15 protein-coding genes are annotated in these 19,081 nt (G+C 68.6%); 3 read left to right on the top strand and 12 right to left on the bottom strand.

The window, feature by feature from the left end:
- Positions 1 to 137 precede the first annotated feature (137 nt).
- Positions 138 to 2,306: a putative bifunctional diguanylate cyclase/phosphodiesterase gene (locus G3A44_RS03065; RefSeq protein ID WP_163456015.1), complete on the bottom strand. Its 2,169-nt coding sequence runs from the start codon at positions 2,304 to 2,306 to the stop codon at positions 138 to 140.
- Between the two features lie 23 nt (positions 2,307 to 2,329).
- Complete coding sequence (locus tag G3A44_RS03060) at positions 2,330 to 2,887, bottom strand: heme NO-binding domain-containing protein (RefSeq protein WP_163456014.1); 558 nt, start codon at positions 2,885 to 2,887, stop codon at positions 2,330 to 2,332.
- A 299-nt stretch (positions 2,888 to 3,186) separates the two neighbouring features.
- Between G3A44_RS03060 and G3A44_RS03055 the strand changes: the two genes are divergently transcribed.
- The 3 genes from G3A44_RS03055 (at position 3,187) to G3A44_RS03045 (ending at position 6,639) form a co-directional block, all read left to right on the top strand.
- Positions 3,187 to 4,857: an electron transfer flavoprotein-ubiquinone oxidoreductase gene (locus G3A44_RS03055; RefSeq protein ID WP_163456013.1), complete on the top strand. Its 1,671-nt coding sequence runs from the start codon at positions 3,187 to 3,189 to the stop codon at positions 4,855 to 4,857.
- Positions 4,858 to 4,951: 94 nt separating this feature from the next.
- Complete coding sequence (locus G3A44_RS03050; RefSeq protein WP_163456012.1) at positions 4,952 to 5,734, top strand: hypothetical protein; 783 nt, start codon at positions 4,952 to 4,954, stop codon at positions 5,732 to 5,734.
- Positions 5,731 to 6,639 (top strand): glycosyltransferase family 2 protein, encoded by a 909-nt coding sequence (locus G3A44_RS03045; RefSeq protein ID WP_163456011.1) that lies wholly within the window; start codon positions 5,731 to 5,733, stop codon positions 6,637 to 6,639. The genes G3A44_RS03050 and G3A44_RS03045 overlap by 4 nt, the downstream gene beginning before the upstream one ends.
- A gap of 9 nt (positions 6,640 to 6,648) precedes the next feature.
- Here the strand turns inward: G3A44_RS03045 and G3A44_RS03040 are convergent, their stop codons facing one another.
- The 10 genes from G3A44_RS03040 to gyrA all read right to left on the bottom strand — a co-directional run bounded on the left by G3A44_RS03040 (position 6,649) and on the right by gyrA (position 18,964).
- Complete coding sequence (locus G3A44_RS03040; RefSeq protein WP_163456010.1) at positions 6,649 to 7,815, bottom strand: lipopolysaccharide assembly protein LapB; 1,167 nt, start codon at positions 7,813 to 7,815, stop codon at positions 6,649 to 6,651.
- Entirely contained in the window at positions 7,805 to 8,125 is a 321-nt protein-coding gene (locus G3A44_RS03035) for a LapA family protein (RefSeq protein ID WP_163456009.1), read from the bottom strand. The genes G3A44_RS03040 and G3A44_RS03035 overlap by 11 nt, the downstream gene beginning before the upstream one ends.
- A gap of 155 nt (positions 8,126 to 8,280) precedes the next feature.
- A complete protein-coding gene (locus G3A44_RS03030) occupies positions 8,281 to 8,589 on the bottom strand; it encodes an integration host factor subunit beta (RefSeq protein WP_163456008.1) in 309 nt (102 codons plus the stop codon).
- 56 nt (positions 8,590 to 8,645) lie between these two features.
- The gene (rpsA, locus tag G3A44_RS03025; RefSeq protein ID WP_163456007.1) at positions 8,646 to 10,358 is read right to left on the bottom strand and encodes a 30S ribosomal protein S1; all 1,713 of its coding nucleotides are present in this window, start codon (positions 10,356 to 10,358) and stop codon (positions 8,646 to 8,648) included.
- A 158-nt stretch (positions 10,359 to 10,516) separates the two neighbouring features.
- Positions 10,517 to 12,541 (bottom strand): bifunctional 3-phosphoshikimate 1-carboxyvinyltransferase/cytidylate kinase, encoded by a 2,025-nt coding sequence (locus G3A44_RS03020; protein WP_163456006.1) that lies wholly within the window; start codon positions 12,539 to 12,541, stop codon positions 10,517 to 10,519.
- 124 nt (positions 12,542 to 12,665) lie between these two features.
- Positions 12,666 to 13,547 carry a prephenate dehydrogenase gene (locus tag G3A44_RS03015; protein ID WP_163456005.1) on the bottom strand — a complete coding sequence of 294 codons (882 nt, stop codon included), beginning with the start codon at positions 13,545 to 13,547 and terminating at the stop codon, positions 12,666 to 12,668.
- A gap of 25 nt (positions 13,548 to 13,572) precedes the next feature.
- On the bottom strand, positions 13,573 to 14,688 hold the full coding sequence (pheA, locus tag G3A44_RS03010) for a prephenate dehydratase (protein ID WP_163456004.1): 1,116 nt from the start codon (positions 14,686 to 14,688) through the stop codon (positions 13,573 to 13,575).
- Positions 14,681 to 15,778: a 3-phosphoserine/phosphohydroxythreonine transaminase gene (gene serC / locus G3A44_RS03005; RefSeq protein ID WP_163456003.1), complete on the bottom strand. Its 1,098-nt coding sequence runs from the start codon at positions 15,776 to 15,778 to the stop codon at positions 14,681 to 14,683. The genes pheA and serC overlap by 8 nt, the downstream gene beginning before the upstream one ends.
- A 7-nt stretch (positions 15,779 to 15,785) precedes the next feature.
- Positions 15,786 to 16,325 (bottom strand): DUF2059 domain-containing protein, encoded by a 540-nt coding sequence (locus G3A44_RS03000; protein WP_163456002.1) that lies wholly within the window; start codon positions 16,323 to 16,325, stop codon positions 15,786 to 15,788.
- On the bottom strand, positions 16,322 to 18,964 hold the full coding sequence (gene gyrA / locus G3A44_RS02995) for a DNA gyrase subunit A (RefSeq protein ID WP_163456001.1): 2,643 nt from the start codon (positions 18,962 to 18,964) through the stop codon (positions 16,322 to 16,324). Before gyrA ends, G3A44_RS03000 begins: the two co-directional genes overlap by 4 nt.
- Positions 18,965 to 19,081 lie beyond the last annotated feature (117 nt).

Here is a 19,081-nt window from a genome sequence, read left to right as displayed (position 1 = left end):
CGGAGTCGGAAGCGGTCGTCAGGCCGGCCACCGGGGTGGCCGGAGGGGGGAGCGGCGTGCGGGCGCGCCCTGCGCCCTGCATGCCGGGCGTCTGCGAAGACGATAGCACGCAGGGGCGCGGCGCCGGCGGACATGGCTCAAGCCGTGTCGGGCGGACCGGCGCGGCCCTGGGCCAGCTGGTCCAGCCAGTCTTGCGGCGGGATGGGCCGCGAGAAGAGGTAGCCCTGAAACTCGTGGATGCCCAGGCCGCGCAGCAGCTCGAACTGGGCCTGGGTCTCGACGCCCTCGGCCACCGTGGTCATGCCCAGGCCCTGGCAGATCTGCAGCGCGCCGCGTACCACGGCCATCGCCCGGGCGTTGGCGCCCAGGTCCTTGACGAAGGCCCGGTCGATCTTGACCTTGTTGAAGGGCAGGTGCAACAGGTGCGAGAGCGAGGAGTAGCCGGTGCCGAAGTCGTCCAGGGCCAGCACGAAGCCGTGGCGCTGCAGGCGCCGCAGCAGCGGTTGCACCACGTCCAGGCCGCTGGCCAGGGCCGACTCGGTGAGCTCCAGCTCCAGCTGGTCGGGGCGCACGCCGTAGCGGTCGCAGGCGTGCAAGGCCAAGCGCTCGAAGCTGGAGCCCTGGAGCTGGCGCGGCGAGAGGTTGACGGCCACCTTGACGCGACCGTCCAGCCGCTCCACGTCGCGCGCCAGCCGCGCTGCGGTGTGCAGGGCCTGCCGCCCCAACAGCTCGATGGCACCGGTCTGCTCGGCGATGGGGATGAACTCCGCCGGCGAGACTGCGCCGAATTCCCGCGTCTGCCAGCGCATCAGCAGTTCGGCGCCGGTGTGCCGGCCCTGGGCATCGACCTTGGGTTGGGCGACAAACTGGAAGGCGCTGCGTTCCGCGTCCACCCGCAGCAGGCCCTGCAGCCGCACGCGGCGCAGCGCGCCCTGCTCCAGCGCGGGTTCATACAGGCACAGGCAGTTCTTGCCGCGTTCCTTGGCGGCGTACATCGCGGTGTCGGCCTTGCGCAGCAAGGTGGGCGTGTCCTCGCCGTCTTGCGGACAGAGCACCGCGCCGATGGAGGGGCTGACCAGCACCTCCTGGGCGTTGACCAGCTCCACCGGCTGGGCCAGGGCGGCGATGAGCACCTGGGCGGCCTCGCGCACGCTGGCCTCGTCGCTGTCCGGTGGCAGCACGATGACAAACTCGTCGCCGCCCCAGCGGGCCACCAGGGCCTGCGGCAGGCAGCGCAGGATGCGTGCGGCCACACTGCGCAGCAGCTCGTCGCCCGCGCGATGGCCCAGGGAGTCGTTGACGGCCTTGAAGCCATCCAGGTCCATGAACATCAGGCCGAAGGCTGCGGGGTCGGGCCCGGCCAGCCGCGCGGCCAGCTGGCGCTCCAGCAGCACCCGGTTGCCCAGCCCGGTGAGGTTGTCGCTCAGGGCCAGCCGCTCCAACTGCCGGGCTGCCTCGTGGCGCTCGCTGATGTCTTGCACGGAGACCACGCCGCAGCGCCCCATCACCCCCACCGCCGCCACCCAGGTCACGGTGATCTCGACCGGCAGGGGCTCCGCGCGGTTGCCGCAGCTCAGGCGGTGTTCGCCGCGCCAGGCCTGTCCGGGCGGGGCGGCCAACCCCAAGGCTTGGTCCAGGGCCAGGCCGATCAGTGCCGGCGGCCCGGTCAGCCCCAGCAGCCGGGCCATGGCTTGGTTGCCCTCCACCACCTGCCAACGGTCGTCCACCACGGCCAGGGCGTCGCTGGTGGAGGCGAAGGCCTGGGCCAGCATGTGCAGGGTCTTTTCGGCGTCGCGCTGGCCGGTGATGTCCTTGATGGTGCCGGTCACCCGCAAGGGCCGGCCCTGGGCATCGCGCTCCAGGGCCCGTCCCCGCACCCGCAGCCAGCGGATGCCAGCGGGGGTGGCCACCCGGTAGGCGACGTCGATGTCCTCGGATTGCCCTTTCAGGTGCAGCTGCCACACCCGGGTGGTGGTGTCCCGGTCTTCGGGCTGCATCATCCGCAACAGCGCCTCGGTGTCCAGGCGCATGCCCTCGTTGGGCAAGCCGCGCACATCCTGGCCGCTCACCTCGAAGGTCTGGGTGTCGGCGTGCCATTCCCAGATGCCCTCTCCGCTGGCCCACAGGGCCATCTGCAGCCGGCGCTCCGATTCGCGCACCTGCTGCAGCGCTTCATACAGCTCCTGGCTCTTGCTGGTCAGCAGGGACTCGGCCGCCTTGCGCGCCAGGCGCTCGCGCTCGAGCCGCCGGCCCATGAGCTGCAGCTGCGACTGTTCGCTGGAGGTGGGGGCCAGGGGCTCGGCCATCACGTGACTGGCGGCTCAGCGTCTCAGTGCCGGCGCGGCGCCCGTCGCACGGTGAAGACGGTGCCGCTGGCACCTTCCGGCCCTTGCCAAGGCTCGCCGTCCACCGTCACCGTGTCGCCAAAATGCGCCGCCGCCCCCTCAATCAGGCCCACCGCCAGGGCCCGTAGGTCGCGCGGCGACTGGTAGAGCAGCCGCATGGCTTGCTCGTCGCGTGAGAGGACCGAAAACCGCGGCAGGCTGGCCTGCGGGTAGAGCTTGCGCACCTGCACATGGATGTGGTCATCGATGGCGGCCAGCAGCTCGAACAAGCCCTGGCGCTGCGCGAACATGGCTGGATAGAGGACGGTAAAGCGCCCCAGCAGGTGCTGCCCGAAGGCCCGAACCAGGGTCTCGGCCGGCAGGCCGGTCTGGCGCGCCAGCGCCCCCACCAGGGCCAGGACCTCGGCATCGTCGTAGTAACCCACCGCGGTGTAGGCCCCGCCGTGGCTCAATCCAGCCTCGCCCAGCATGGCGTCGGCCACCTCGGGCGAGAACTTGGCCTCGACCATTTCGATGAGTTCGGTGAACACCATGCCCAGCATCTGTGGCTCCTGTTGTCGGCCTCCGGGGCCGTCGGGCGAGATCCGCCGCCGGCCCGGCGGCGATCCCGGTCCTGCGTCAGCCGTGGGGGCATGCTAGGGGCGCCGAGGGCCGGAGCATCTTCACAACAGCGGGGTGCGGACACCCCATGTCGGCCGATGCCGCGGGCAAGGTATCGGGTTCTCCAGAATCGAACGACCGTGCTTTTTTGTGGCGTTCTCGCTAGAATTGGCGGCCGAAACGCGTGCGCCGCCCCCTCCTCCGGCGCGACCCGCAGCCCCCGCACTTCCAAGGACATGACATGACACCCCAGGCGCTGATCGAGCAGCACGGCCCGCGCGATTCGATGGAGTACGACGTGGTGATCGTCGGTGCCGGCCCTGCCGGCCTGGCCACCGCCATCCGCCTCAAGCAGCTCAATGCCGACCTCTCGGTGGTGGTGCTGGAGAAGGGCTCCGAGCCCGGCGCCCACATCCTCTCCGGGGCGGTGATGGACCCGCGCTCCATGGACGAGCTGTTCCCCGACTGGAAGGAGCGCGGCGCGCCCTTGAACCAGCCGGTCACGCACGACCAGCTGCTGGTGCTGTCCGAAACCGGCGCCCAGGCCACGCCTGAATGGCTCATGCCGCGCAATTTTCACAACCATGGCTGCTACGTCATCAGCCTGGGCGCGGTGGTCAAGTGGCTGGGTGAGCAGGCCGAGGCGCTTGGCGTCGAGATCTTCCCCGGCTTCACTGCTGCCGAGGTGCTGTTCGACGAACAGGGCGCCGTCAAGGGCGTGGCCACTGGTCATGTGGGCCTGGGCAAAGACGGCGAGGCCACCGGCAACTTCCAGCTGGGCATGGAACTGCTGGGCAAGTACACCGTGTTTGCCGAAGGCGCGCGTGGCCACCTGGGCAAGCAGCTGATCGCCAAGTACGGCCTGGCCGAAGGCAAGGACACGCAGACCTTTGCCATCGGCATCAAGGAGCTCTGGGAGATCCCGGCTGACAAGGCCCAACCGGGCCTGGTGGTGCACACCGCCGGCTGGCCCTTGGGCGATGACGTCTTTGGCGGCGGCTTCCTCTACCACCTGGAAGGCAACAAGGTCACCTTGGGCTATGTGGTGGGCCTGGACTACGAGAACCCCTGGCTGTCCCCCTTCGAGGAGATGCAGCGCTGGAAGACCCACCCGTCGATCAAGGCGCACATCGAGGGCGGCAAGCGCCTGGGCTACGGCGCCCGTGCCCTGAACAACGGCACGCCGCAGGCCTTGCCCAAGACCGTGTTCCCGGGGGGCGCGCTGGTGGGCTGCGACGCGGGCTTCCTGAATGCCGCGCGCATCAAGGGCAGCCATGCGGCGCTCAAGAGCGGCATGCTTTGCGCCGAGGCCTTGGCCGAGGCCCTGGGCGCCGGGCGCCAGCAAGACGAGCTGTCCGGCTTTACCCAGCGCTTCGAGCAGAGCTGGCTGCATCAGGAGCTGTGGACCTACCGCAACTTCAAGAACTGGTTCAAGAAGGGCCCGTTGACGGGCAAGCTGATGACCGGCATCGAGCACTGGCTCCTGCCCAAGGTGGGGGTGCCCGTGCCGCCCTGGACCACCCACAACACGGTCAAGGACCACACCAAGCTGCGCCCCGCGGCAGAGTGTCCCAAGATCAGCTATCCCAAGCCGGATGGCGTGATCACCTTCGACCGCCTCTCCAGCGTGTTCATCTCCAACACCAACCACGAGGAAGACCAGCCGGCGCACCTGACGCTCAAGGACGCCTCGGTGCCGGTGAAGGTGAACCTGGCCACCTACGGCGGCCCCGAAAGCCGCTACTGCCCGGCCGGGGTGTACGAGTTCGTGCAGAAGGACGGCCAGGACCAGCTGGTCATCAACGCCCAGAACTGCGTGCATTGCAAGACCTGCGACATCAAGGACCCGACCCAGAACATCGTCTGGGTGACGCCGGAAGGCGGCGGCGGCCCCAACTACGCCGGCATGTAAACCGGATGCCCAGGGGGGCTGCCGGCCGGCCCGCCCCCTCTGCGACAATGCCCGGCGCTCCGCCGCCGGACGGCTGGACCGCTTTACGCAAGCCATGAACCAGCCTGTCAACATCCTCTGCATGAAATGGGGCCGCATGTACGGCCCCGAGTACGTCAACCACCTCTACGCAGGCGTCCAGCGGCACCTGAAGCGGCCTTTCCGCTTTGTCTGCTTCACCGACGACACCACCGGCCTGCGCCCGGAGGTGGAAGCCATGCCCCTGCCGGAGCTGGGCCTGCCTCCGGGACACCCCGACACCCGCTGGCGCAAGCTGGCGCTGTTCCGCCGTGACCTGGGCGGCCTGAGCGGCACCTCGCTGTTCCTGGACCTGGACCTGGTGATCGTGGGCGACATGTCGCCCTTCTTCGAGCTGCCCGGCAAGTTCCTGATCATCCGGGACGACGACCTGTTCCGGGCCAAGCCGCTGCGCAAGATCAACCCCGAGCGCGACCGCTTCCTGCACAGCGTGGGCAACTCCTCGGTGTTCCGCTACGAGATCGGCGAGCACGCCTACATCCTCGACGCCTTCACCGCCGACCCGTCGGCCGCCACGTCGAACTACGAGATTTCTCAGCAGTTCCAGAGCGCGCAGCTCCAGGCCCATGGCCACCTGGCTTACTGGCCCAGCCACCTGTGCGTGAGCTTCAAGAACCATTGCGTGCCGCGTCACCTCAAGAGCTACCTGGCCGACCCGCAGCCACCGGCAGACGCGCGCATCGTGGTCTTTGCCGGCACGCCCAAGATGTCGGACGTGCTGGAAGGGGGCGGGCACCGCTGGTACCGCCGCATCGGCAACGTGGACTGGCTGCGCCAGGCGTGGTCGAGCGTGCCGTGAGTGCACCTACCCAGGCGCCTTGGATGGCGCTGGCCTGGGCGCGCTTGCAGGCGCGTGGCCGCCGCAGCGTCAAGCGCCTGCGGCGGCCGGGCTGGATGCAGCGCCTGCAGCAAACCAACCTCCACAGCCGTGAACCAGTGGTCGCGCCGGGTGGGCCGGTGGTGTCGCTCACCACGTATGGCCCCCGGCTGCAAGAGGTCCACCTGACGCTGGAGAGCATTGCTGCCGGGCGGCTCAAGCCGTCGCGGCTGACCCTCTGGGTGGGGCACGAAACCTTGGCGGCCGGGCTGCCCGCGGCGCTGCAGCGCCTGCAGGCCCGCGGCCTGGAGGTCCACGCCGGAGCGGACTGGGGCCCGCACACCAAGTATTTCCCGTTGGTGACCTCGCTCCGGGGTTGTGAGCGCCCGGCGGTCACCGCCGACGACGACCAGCTCTACCCCGCCGATTGGCTGCAAGCCCTGTGGCAGGCCCATCTGGCCCAGCCTGGGCTGGTGCACTGCCACCGCGCCCACCGCATCGGCCTGGAGGCCCAGGGCGGGCTGAGGCCGTACCGGCAGTGGGGCGAGTGCCACAGCACTGCGCCCAGCCCGCTGCATTTCGCCACCGGGGTATCGGGTGTGCTCTACCCGGTGGCGGTGCTGCAGGCGCTGCGCGCGCAAGGGGAGGCGTTCACCGCCTGTTGTCCCCGGGCCGACGACATCTGGCTCAATGTGGTTGCCCTGCGTTGTGGTGCCGGCGTGCGCCAGCTCGCGGTCCTGCCCCGGGCCTACTACGAGCTGCCCGGGACCCGTGCCCAGGGGCTGGCCCAGCACAACGTGGGCGAGGGGGGCAACGACCTGCAACTGGCCCGCACCTACGGGCCGCAGGATCTGGCCGTGCTGCGCCAGGCCGCCGGCCTGTCTTGAGCCGGAGCGTCAGGCCTCGTCCAGCCGGCGCGGGGGAAAACTGTCCCAGGACAGGCAACCCGGGCACTGCCAGAAGTGACGCTGGGCCTCGAAGCCGCAGCAGGCGCAGCGGTAGCGCTGCAGCGGCTTGGCCGCCCGGCCCACGGCCTGGCCAATGGCCGTCAGGGGCGCCGTGGCCGCGTCGCCTTCACCACGTTCCTGCAGCCATGGCGAAGCCAGTGCCAGCTGGGCGGCACTCAGGGTCGGGTTCTGCTGCAGATGCTGCAGCAGGCGCGGTGAGGACTTGAGCACCTGCCCGTCCAGCTGGCACAGCGCTGCCAGCAGATCCAGGCTGGGGGCGTTGTCATAGGCGGCCTGCAGCCGCTCCTGCGCCAGCGCCTGCATGCCTGTGCGCACCGCCAGGTCGGCATAGTCGCCTGCCACCAGCGCCAGACGGTCGGGCATGCGCAGCCCCATCTCATGCAGCGCCTCGAAGGCCGCAGGCAGCCGCTGCCGGCGCATCAGGAACTGCCCCCGCTGCAGCCAGGGCCGGGCGGTGGTGGCGGGCACGCCGCAGGCCTTGATCAGGGCCTCATCGGCGCCTTCCAGGTCGCCCTTGGCCTCCCGCTCGGCGGCGGTCTCGCACCAGTAATGCGCCATGCGGTTGGCAAAGGAGCCCAGGCCATGCCTCTCCAAGGCGCCCGCCATGTCGCGCGCTGAACTCCAGTCGCGTCCGCGCTCGTACAAGCCCAGCAAGGCCAGTCGGGCCTCGGTGTCAAAGACACTGCCCAACAGGGCCTGGTAAGCCGCCTCGGCACGGTCCAGCAGGCCCGCCTTCATGAAGTCCTGCGCCAGCGCGTGCTGGGCCCGGTGGTGGTCGGCTTCGCTCAGGTCGGCCCGGTCCAGCAAGTGCTGGTGCACCCGCACCGATCGTTCGAACTCGCCCCGCCGGCGGAACAGTGCGCCCAGGGCGAAATGCAGTTCGGTGGAGTCCGGGTCGCGCTGCACCGCTTCGATGAAGGCGTCGATGGCCTTGTCGTGCTGCTCGTTGAGCAGCAGGGCCAGGCCCTTGTGGTAGGCACGGCTGTCATCGGGGCGCTCGCCGCGCAGCTGTCTGAGGTCCAGCCGCGAAGCCAGCCAGCCCAGGGCAAAGGCCAGGGGCAGGCCGATCAGCAGCCATCGGGGATCAAGATCCATGTCGTCTCGGGGTGGGGGCGTCCGGGGGGAGCTGGGGCGGTGCGCTGGTGTCCGGGGCGGTGGCTGGGGGCTCGGCCGCCGGTCTCCGGCCGGGGGCAGCCAGTCGCCACTGCCGCCACCAGCTGGGCGTCATGGCCAGCACGCCCGTGACGGCGCCCGCGGCAAAGGTGACCGCGACGATCACCACCATGGGGGCCGACCACACGTAGCCGAAGAACCAATGCACCTGCGCGCTGTCTTGGTTGTTCAGGGCGAACGCGAACAGGGTGAAGAAGAGAAAGGCTCTCAGGAGCCAGCGCAGAAATTTCATGCCGTCCTCGCTGGCGCATTCTAGGAGCCTGGCGGGGGGCTTCCCGGTCCGCATCGGCCTCGTCAACGCGGCCTGGCACCATGGCCTGCGCGCAGCGGGCATGAAAAAAGGGCCCGAAGGCCCTTTGGGGTTGCACACGCCACGGGGCGCATGTCTCAGTTCGGGTCCGAGGCCATCGCCTGACCTGCCGCGTCCACGCCTTCGCGCAGGGCCTTGCCCGGCTTGAAGTGGGGTACCAGCTTCTCCGGGATCACCACCGCCTCGCCGCTGCGCGGGTTGCGGCCCATGCGCGGGGGGCGGCGGTTGATCGAGAAACTGCCAAAACCCCGGATCTCGATGCGGTGGCCGCGCGCCAACGCCTCGGTCATGGCATCGAGGATGGTCTTGACGGCCAGCTCGGTGTCACGCTGAGGCAGCTGTGAAAAGCGCTCAGCCAGGCGCGCCACGAGATCGGATCGGGTCATGGTCTTGGACAGGGCTTGGGGGCAGGGGACCTGGGGACTTCCTGATCAGGGGCTGATCAGTTGCCGCCCTGGTCCAGCTTGGCGCGCAGCAGGGCGCCCAGGCTGGTGGTGCCGGCGTTCTCGCGCTCGTTGGACTGCGACAGACGCTGCATGGCTTCCTGCTGGTCGGCTTGGTCCTTGGCCTTGATCGACAGCTGGATGTTGCGGGTCTTGCGGTCCACGTTGACGATCATCACCGAGACTTCGTCGCCTTCCTTCAGCACGTTGCGGGCGTCTTCGACGCGGTCGCGGCTGATTTCGGAGGCGCGCAGGTAGCCTTGCACGTCGTCGGCCAGCTGGACTTCAGCGCCGCGCGGGTCCACGGTCTTGACCACGCCGTTGACGATGGAGCCACGGTCGTTGACCGAGGTGAAGGTGGCGAAGGGGTCGCCATCCAGCTGCTTGATGCCCAGGGAGATGCGCTCGCGCTCGACGTCGATGCCCAGAACGATGGCGTCGACCTCCTGGCCCTTCTTGTAGTTGCGCACAGCGGCTTCGCCAGCCTCGTGCCACGACAGGTCGGACAGGTGCACCAGGCCGTCGATGCCGGCAGCCAGGCCCACGAACACGCCGAAGTCGGTGATCGACTTGATGGGGCCCTTGACGCGGTCGCCGCGCTTGACGGTGGCCGAGAACTCTTCCCACGGGTTGGCGCGGCACTGCTTCATGCCCAGGGAGATGCGACGCTTGTCTTCGTCGATCTCCAGCACCATCACTTCGACTTCTTCGCCCAGGGTCACGACCTTGGACGGCGCAACGTTCTTGTTGGTCCAGTCCATTTCGGAGACGTGCACCAGGCCTTCGATGCCCGGCTCGATCTCGACGAAGGCGCCGTAGTCGGCGATGTTGGTCACCTTGCCGAACAGACGGGTGCTGGTCGGGTAGCGACGGGCCACGCCCATCCAGGGGTCGTCGCCCAGCTGCTTGATGCCCAGGGAGACGCGGTTCTTCTCGGCGTCGAACTTCAGGACCTTGGCGGTCAGTTCTTGGCCGACGGTCACCACCTCGGAGGGGTGACGCACACGGCGCCAGGCCATGTCGGTGATGTGCAGCAGGCCGTCGATGCCGCCCAGGTCCACGAACGCACCGTATTCGGTGATGTTCTTGACCACGCCGGAGACGATGGCGCCTTCGTGCAGGGTTTCCAGCAGCTTGGCGCGCTCTTCGCCCATGGAGGCTTCCACCACGGCACGACGCGACAGCACCACGTTGTTGCGCTTGCGATCGAGCTTGATGACCTTGAATTCCATGGTCTTGCCCTCGAACGGCGACATGTCCTTGACAGGACGCGTGTCGAGCAGCGAGCCGGGCAGGAAGGCGCGGATGCCGTTGACCAGCACGGTCAGGCCACCCTTGACCTTGCCGGAGACGGTGCCAGTCACGAAGTCGCCAGACTCCAGGGCGTTTTCCAGCGACAGCCACGAGGCCAGACGCTTGGCCTTGTCGCGCGACAGGATGGTGTCGCCGTAGCCGTTCTCCACGGCATCGATGGCCACCGACACGAAGTCGCCGACCTGGACCTCGACCTCGCCCTGGTCGTTCTTGAACTCGTCGATGGGCACGTAGGCTTCGGACTTGAGGCCGGCGTTGACGACGACGAAGCTGTGGTCGATGCGCACCACCTCGGCGGTGATCACCTCACCAGCCCGCATTTCGGACTGTTGCAGCGACTCCTCGAACAAGGCGGCAAAGGATTCTCCGCCGAAGGCGGCGACTTGAGACTGGGACATGGGGTACCTGACACCGGCCGGCAGGCCGGAAGACGATTGCTGCGCGGGCGCGCAACAGGGTTGGAGTTGAAGAGTTCACCGCCCCCAGGCGGCCCTGACGGGCCAGGAGGGAGGGGCGGTGGGCCCCGCCGCACCGCGGGTCTTGGCGCCGATGGCGCTCAGACCCGCTGGAACGGCCTGCCCTGCTGCCACCAGCCCAGAACCCGCTGCACCGATTCCTCGATGCCCAGTTCAGAGTTGTCCAGCAGAAGGGCGTCCTCGGCCGGCTTGAGTGGCGCCACCGCGCGGGTTTGGTCCCGTCGGTCGCGTTGCTCCAAGTCAGCGCAAAGCTCATCAAGTTTAGCGCAAACGCCACGCTCCGCCAATTGCCGTTGCCGGCGTTCGGCGCGCTGGCGGGCGGTGGCCGTGAGATACACCTTGAGCTCGGCTTCCGGAAAGATCACGGTGCCCATGTCGCGGCCGTCGGCCACCAGGCCAGGCAGGCGGCGGAAGCCCAGTTGCAGTGCGTGCAGCGCCTGGCGCACGGCCGGGTGCACCGAGACCCGCGAGGCCAGGCCACCGGTGGCCTCGAGCCGCAGCGGGTCGGTGATGTCGCGGCCGCCCAGGAACACACGGTGGTCGGCAAAGCGCAGGTCCAGGCCCGCAGCCAGGGTGGCCAGGCCGGCCTCGTCGTCCAGGCTCACGCCCGCCTCTTGGGCCGCCAAGGCGGTGGCGCGGTAGAGCGCGCCCGAGTCCAGCAGGTGGTAGCCCAGGCGTTGGGCGACCTGTGCGGCCAGGGTGCCCTTGCCCGAAGCGGTCGGCCCGTCCACCGCGATCACCGGCACGGCCCCGGCGGCCGCCTCGGCCAGTTCGAAGAGGGTCTCGAAATAGTCGGGGAAGGTTTTGCCCACGCAGCGGGGGTCTTCGATGCGGACGGGCACGCCGCGGCCCGGTGCGTCGCTGAGCGGGTTGAAGGCGGCCAGTGACAGGCACATGGCCATGCGGTGGTCGTCGTAGGTGTGGATGCTGGCGGCCTGCCAGCGCTGCGGTGGGGTGACGACGATGTAGTCTGCCCCTTCCTCGATGCTGGCGCCGACCTTGCGCAGTTCGCAGGCCATGGCGGCGATGCGGTCTGTCTCCTTGACACGCCAGGAGGCGATGTTGCGCAGGCGGGTGGGCCCGTCGGCGAACAGCGCCATGACGGCCAGGGTCATGGCCGCGTCGGGGATGTGGTTGCAATCCAGGTCCAGGGCCTTGAGCGGCCAGGCGCCGCGACGAACCGCCAGCCAGCCGGGACCGCCTCGCACCTGGGCCCCCATGGCCTGCGCGGCCTCCACAAAGCGGATGTCCCCTTGGATGGCGTCCAGGCCCACGCCTTCGATGCGGACTTCGCTGTCGATGCCGGCCAGGGCGCCCAGCGCCACAAAGTACGAGGCCGAGGAGGCATCGCCCTCGACGTGGATGCTGCCCGGGGTGCGGTAGGCCGAGCCTTGCGGCAGCACGAAACGTTCATAGCCCTGGCGCTGCACCTCGATGCCGAACCGGGCCAGCAGGCCCAGGGTGATGTCGATATAGGGCTTGGAGATCAGTTCGCCTTCCACCTCGATGGTCACCGGGGCATTGGTGGTGAGCAGCGGCAGGGCCAGCAGCAGGGCCGTCAGGAATTGGCTGGAGACGTCGCCGCGCACCCGGATCGGCGTCGTGGTGTCCAGGGGGTGTACCTGGCCGTCACCGATGCGCAGGGGCGGGTAGCCGGGCTGGCCCAGGTTGGCCACGGGGCAGCCCAGCTGTCGCAGCGCCTCGACCAGGTCGCCAATGGGGCGCTCATGCATGCGGGGCACGCCTGAGAGCTCGAACTGTCCGCCCTGGGTGCTGGCCAGCACGGCCAGTGCGGCGCACAGGGGCCGCATGGCGGTGCCGGCATTGCCCAGGAACAGCGCGGCCTCCCGGGTCTGCAACCGGCCGCCCAGACCGGTGACCCGCAGGACCCGGCCCTGCTGCTCCAGGCCACATCCCAGTTGCTGCAGCGCTGCGAGCATGACGCGGGTGTCGTCAGAGTCGAGCAGGTCGTGAACTTCCGTGGTGCCCTGGGCCAGGCCCGCCAGCAACAGCACACGGTTGGAGATGCTCTTGGAGCCGGGCAGGCGCACGGTGCCGGCGGCGCGCACCAGGGCCGGAACGTCAAGGAAGGCGGTGGTGAACATGCGGCTTCTCGCGGGAACGGCTGATCGAGGCATGCCCGACGGCGGACCTGCCGTCAGGCCGGGGGGGAGACTCCGGGCCCGGGCGAGGGGCCCGGACCGTCTGGAGGGTATGGGGTGGCGGGCTTCAGCCGCGGCGGGGCGGCTGCGCGCCCATGCGCCACTGGCTGCGGGCCATGGACACGCCGCGGATCAGCGCTTCCAGGGCCTCGCCCTTGCATTCGCGCAGGGCCTGCTCCAGCGCGCCCAGGGCGCCGCGGAAGCGTTCGGACTGGCGCAGCACTTCCTCGCGGTTGGCGATCAGGATGTCCCGCCAGACCGCCGGATCGCTGGCGGCGATGCGGGTGAAGTCGCGGAAGCCCGGGCCAGCCAGCGCCAAGAATTCGTCGCTTTCCTGCTGCTGCAGGATGCCCGCGAAATAGGCGAAGGCGATGAGATGGGGAAAGTGGCTGACCGCGGCAAAGGCCGCGTCGTGGGCCTCCGGCGTCATGGTGGTCACCTGGCAGCCCAGGGCGGTCCACAGGGCCCGGGCCTTGTCCACCATGTGCGGTGCGGTCTGGTCGATCGGCGTGAGGATGATCTGGCGGTCGCGGTAGAGCTGCGAGTCGGCGTACTGCACACCGGCCAGCTCCTTGCCGGCAATCGGATGGGCCGGCACGAAGGTGGTGCAGCGCTCCTTGAGCACCCGACGGGCGGCGTCGATCACGTCGCGCTTGGTGCTGCCCACGTCCATGAACAGGACATTGGGGTTGACCAGGTGCCGGATGGCCCGGAAGGTGGCCTCGGTGGCCGAGACCGGCACCGCCAGCAGCACGATGTCGGCGCCGGAGACCGCCAGCAGCGCCGATTCTGCTGCCTGGTCGATCACGCCCATCTGTCTGGCCCGTTCGGTGGTGGAGGGCGATTTGCTGTAGCCGATCACCTTCTCCACCAGTCCGGCCTGTTTCATGGCCAGGGCGAAGGAGCCTCCCATGAGGCCGCAGCCGATCACACCCAGTTGCTTGAACATCGTCGTTTCCGCTCTCGTCTGCGGCTCAGTGCACGTCCAGGGGATAAGTGCCCAGCACCTTGAAATAGGCGCAGGCGTCACGCAGCGCCGCCAGCGCCGTGGCCACGTGGGGCTCGTCGGGATGGCCCTGCAAGTCGATGTAGAAGTAGTACTCCCACTGACCTGAGCGGGCCGGACGCGACTCGAAGCGGGTCATGGAGACGCCGTGCTGCTTGAGCGGCACCAGCATGTCGTGCACGGCGCCGGGACGGTTCTTCACCGACACCACCAGGCTGGTGCAGTCGTGGCCGGAGGCGCGCGGCGCGGGATGCCGCGAAGGGTCGGTCACGATGACAAAGCGGGTGCGGTTGTGGACGTCGTCCTGGATGGCCGGTGAGACCACATGCAGGCCGTATTCGCTGCCCGCGCGCAGGCTGGCAATGCCTGCCACCGTGGGGTCCAGCCCCGCCAGCCGTGCGCCCTCGGCGTTGCTGGAGACCGGACGCCGTTCGGCATGCGGCAGGTGGGCGGACAGCCAGTTGTGGCACTGTCCCAGGGCCTGCGGATGGGCGCACACCGCCTGGATGCCTTCCAGGGTGTTTTCCTTGCGCAGCAGGTTGTGCCGCACGTAGAGGCTGGTCTCGCCGATGATGAACAGCGGCGTGGTCAGAAAGATGTCCAGCGACCGGGCCACTACGCCCTCGGTGGAGTTCTCGATAGGCACCACGCCGAAGTCGGCCGCACCGGCAGCGGTGGTGCGGAACACATCGTCAATGCTCGCGCAGTGCACCCGCACGATGGAGGAGCCGAAATAGCCCAGGGCGGCCTCTTCGCTGAAGGTGCCCGCCGGGCCGAGGTAGGCCACGCGGGTGGGGGTCTCCAGCGCCCGGCAGGCCGACATGATCTCGCGCCAGATCGGGGCGATGCTGTCGGTCTTGAGCGGTCCCGGGTTGCGGCCTTTGAGTCCGTCGATGACCTGCGCCTCTCGCTCGGGCCGGAAGACCACGGAGCCTTCCTTCTTCTTGAGCTCACCCACCGCCAGCGCCAATCCGGCACGGCGGTTGAGCATCTCCAGCAGGTCGCGGTCGAGCGCGTCGATCTGGTCGCGCAGGGCCAGCAGCTCGGGCTGCACGGCGGGTGGGGTCGGGGCGTGGTCAGCCATGGCGGTGGGCGAAGTCCTGCAGGTAGTCCACCAGCGCCCGGACACCGTCCAGGGGCATGGCGTTGTAGAGGGAGGCACGCATGCCGCCCACGGACTTGTGGCCCTTGAGCTGCAGCAGGCCGCGCTCCTTGGCGCCGGCCAGGAAAGTCTCGTTCAAGGCCGGATCGGCCAGGAAGAAGGGTATGTTCATCCGCGAGCGGGCGGGGGCGGCCACCTCGTTGCGGTAGAAGCCGCCACTGCCGTCCAGCGCTGCATACAGCAGGCCTGCCTTCTCGATGGCGCGGCGCTCCATCTCGGCCACACCACCCTGGTCGCGGATCCAGTCAAACACCAGCCCGGCGATGTAGATGCCGTAGGTCGGGGGGGTGTTGAACATGGAGCCGTTGTCGGCCACGGTGCGGTAATTGAAGGCCGAGGGGCAGAGGGGCAGGGCGCGGTCGAGCAGGTCTTCGCGCACGAAGACCAGCGTCACGCCGGCCGGGCCGATGTTCTTCTGGGCACCGGCGAAGGCCAGGCCCACGCGGGACCAGTCGATGGCGCGGGAGAGGATGTGCGAGGAGCAGTCGATCACCAGCGGTGCATCGCAGCCCAGGGCACGCAGGTCGGGCAGGGTGTGGAACTCCACACCGTGGATGGTCTCGTTGCTGCACAGGTGCACATAGGCGGCCTCTGTGCGCAGCTGCCAGTTCCGCGGGTCCGGGATGTCCCGGAAGCCACCGGCCTCGCCGCTGGCGGCGACGCGGGCCTGCGCGTAGCGGCCCGCCTCCTTGAGCGACTTCTGGCTCCAGGCGCCGGTGACCACCACGTCCACCGCGCCGCCGCCAGAGAGGTTCAGCGGCACGATGGCGTTCTCGCCCAGGCCGCCGCCCTGCATGAACAGGATGTGGAATTCCGAGGGCACCTGCAGCAGCTCACGCACGGTGGCCAGGGCCTGGGCGTGGATGGACTGGAACTCCTTGCCGCGGTGGCTCATCTCCATCACGCCCATGCCGCTGCCGTGCCAGTCGAGCATCTCGGCGGCGGCGGTGCGCAGCACCGACTCGGGCAGCACGGCCGGGCCGGCCGAAAAATTGAAGGGACGCTGGCTCATGAGGGGCTCACTTCTTCTCGGCGGCGGCCTTGAGCTTGGCGGCCAGGCTGTCTTGCAGCGCCTTGATCTTGGGGTCGACCTGGGCCTTGGTCTCTCCCACCACCTTCTGCTGCAGGGCGGCGCTCATCTCGGCGCCCACGGCGGCGTACTTGCGCGAGGTCGGGGACTCCAGCCAGGCGATGAGCTGTCGAAGCTCCTCCTCGGTGAACTTGCTCTCGAACATCGGTTGCAGCACCGCCGGCGCCAGCTTCTGTGCCCGGTCCCTGAGCAGCGCATCCAGTTCATCCTGGAACTTCTTGACCTCCGGCTGCAGTTCCTTGCCCACGGCGTCCCGCCGTTCGGCCGGCAGGCGCTGCAGGGCCTGTCCCACGCCGCTGACGATGGGCTGCATCACTTGCACCACCAGCATCTTGGCCACGTTTTCGTAGGCCTGGGTGTGCAGCTGCACCGCCTTCTGGGCCAGCTCCTTGCGGGCGTCGGCCTGCGCCAGCGGCGCGACACCGGCCAGCGTGAGGGCCAGCACGAGGGAGGTCAGGGCACGGGTCATGCATCGGTTCCTTGGTCGGGAGCGCCGGCCTCGTCGGCCTCGGCGCCTGGTTCAGCCTGGGCATCGTTCTCGACGATGCGCTGCAGGCCACTGAGCTTGCTGCCGTCGTCCAGCGCGATGAGCGTGACGCCTTGCGTGGCACGGCCCAACTCGCGGATCTCGGAAACCCGGGTGCGCACCAGCACGCCCTTGTCGGTGATCAGCATGATCTCGTCTTCGGCACGCACCAAGGTGGCGGCCACCACCTTGCCGTTGCGCTCACTCTGCTGGATGGCGATCATGCCCTTGGTGCCGCGGCCGTGGCGGGTGTACTCGACGATGGAGGTGCGCTTGCCGTAGCCGTTCTCCGTGGCGGTCAGCACGCTCTGGCTCTCGTCCTCCGCCACCAGCATGGCGATCACGCGCTGGCCCTCCTCCAGCATCATGCCGCGCACGCCACGGGCCTGGCGGCCCATCGGGCGCACGTCATCCTCGTCAAATCGCACGGCCTTGCCACCGTCAGAGAACAGCATCACGTCGTGCTTGCCGTCGGTCAGGGCCGCACCGATCAGGTAGTCGCCCTCGTCCAGGTCGACGGCGATGATGCCGGCCTTGCGCGGGTTGCTGAAGTCCGGCAGCGCCGTCTTCTTGACCGTGCCCAGCGCCGTGCACATGAACACGAAGTGGTCTTCGGGGAAGCTGCGGAACTCACCCGTGAGCGGCAGCACGACAGTGATCTTTTCGTCGGGCTGCAGCGGGAACATGTTGACGATGGGCTTGCCGCGCGAAGCCCGGCCACCTTGCGGCACCTCCCAGACCTTCAGCCAGTAGACGCGGCCACGGTTGGAGAAGCACAGGATCCAGTCGTGCGTGTTGGCGATGAACAGCTGGTCGATCCAGTCGTCATCCTTGGTGCTGGCGGCCTGCTTGCCGCGGCCTCCACGCTTTTGGGCCCGGTACTCGGCCAGCGGCTGGCTCTTGATGTAGCCGGTGTGGCTGAGCGTCACCACCATGTCGGTGGGGGTGATCAGGTCCTCGGTGCCCAGCTCCTGCACGTTGTGCTCGATGGTCGAGCGGCGTGCGCCCAGCTTGGTCTGGCCGAACTCCTGACGCAGCGCCACCAGCTCCTCGCTGATGATGAAGGTCACACGCTCGGGCTTGGCCAGGATGTCCAGCAGATCGGCGATCTGCGCCATCACGTCCTTGTACTCGCCGACGATCTTGTCCTGCTCCAGGCCGGTCAGGCGCTGCAGGCGCATCTGCAGGATCTCGCCGGCCTGGTCGTCCGACAGTCGGTACAGGCCGTCGGCCTGCATGCCGAAGTGGACCGGAAGTCCCTCGGGGCGGTAAGCCGAGGCCCCACCGGGGTTCTCGCCTTCGGCACGGGACAGCATCTCGCGCACCAGCGAGCTGTCCCAGCCCACGTTCATCAGGGCGGCCTTGGCCATCGGCGGCGTCGGCGATTCCTTGATGATGCGGATGAACTCGTCGATGTTGGCCAGCGCGACGGCCAGGCCTTCCAGCACGTGGCCGCGCTCGCGCGCCTTGCGCAGCTCGTACACCGTGCGCCGGGTCACCACCTCGCGGCGGTGTTCCAGGAAGATTTCCAGCAGCTGCCTGAGGTTGCACAGCTTCGGTTGGCCGTCCACCAGGGCGACCATGTTCATGCCGAAGCTGTCCTGCAGCTGAGTCTGCTTGTAGAGGTTGTTCAGTACGACCTCGGGTACTTCACCGCGCTTGAGCTCGATGACCACCCGCATGCCCGACTTGTCGGATTCATCCTGGATGTGGCTGATGCCTTCCAGCTTCTTCTCGTGCACCAGCTCGGCAATGCGTTCGAGCAGCGTCTTCTTGTTGACCTGGTAGGGGATCTCGTCAACGATGATCGCTTGGCGTTGGCCGCGGTCGATGTCCTCGAAGTGCACCCGGGCGCGCATGACCACCCGGCCCCGGCCGGTGCGGTAGCCCTCGCGCACGCCGGCCATGCCATAAATGATGCCGGCCGTGGGAAAGTCCGGCGCCGGGATGATCTCCATGAGCTCGTCCAGCGTGGCGTCAGGCACTTTCAGCAGGTGCAGGCAGGCGTCCACCACCTCGTTGAGGTTGTGCGGCGGGATGTTGGTGGCCATGCCCACGGCGATGCCGGCCGCGCCATTGACCAGCAGGTTCGGCAGCCGGGTGGGCAGCACCAGGGGCTCTTTCTCGGAGCCGTCGTAGTTGGGGCCGAAATCGACGGTTTCCTTGTCGATGTCCGCCAGCATCTCGTGGGCGATCTTGGACAGCCGGATCTCGGTGTACCGCATCGCCGCAGCGTTATCGCCGTCGACCGAGCCGAAGTTGCCCTGGCCATCGACCAGCATGTGGCGCAGCGAGAAGTCCTGGGCCATGCGCACGATGGTGTCGTACACCGCCGTGTCACCGTGCGGGTGGTACTTACCGATGACGTCGCCGACGATACGGGCCGACTTCTTGTAGGGCCGGTTCCAGTCGTTGTTGAGCTCGTGCATCGCGAACAGCACGCGGCGATGCACCGGCTTCAATCCGTCCCGGGCGTCGGGGAGTGCCCGGCCGACGATCACGCTCATCGCGTAATCCAGGTAGGAACGCCGCATCTCCTCCTCGAGGCTGATGGGCAGGGTTTCCTTGGCGAATTGAGTCATGGAGGAGAGCGGTCTCTGCCTGTGCCGAAGTGGTGTGCCCGGGCTGGGCCGCACCTGGTCCCGACGATCACCCGCCCGTGGCGCGCGCGCCACGGGCTGACTGTCACACGGGTGCCA

This window comes from Ideonella livida (genome assembly GCF_010499455.1).
Lineage (GTDB): Bacteria > Pseudomonadota > Gammaproteobacteria > Burkholderiales > Burkholderiaceae_C > Ideonella > Ideonella livida.
Note: the sequence above shows the minus strand (reverse complement) of the source record. Positions and strands in the feature narration are given on the sequence as shown.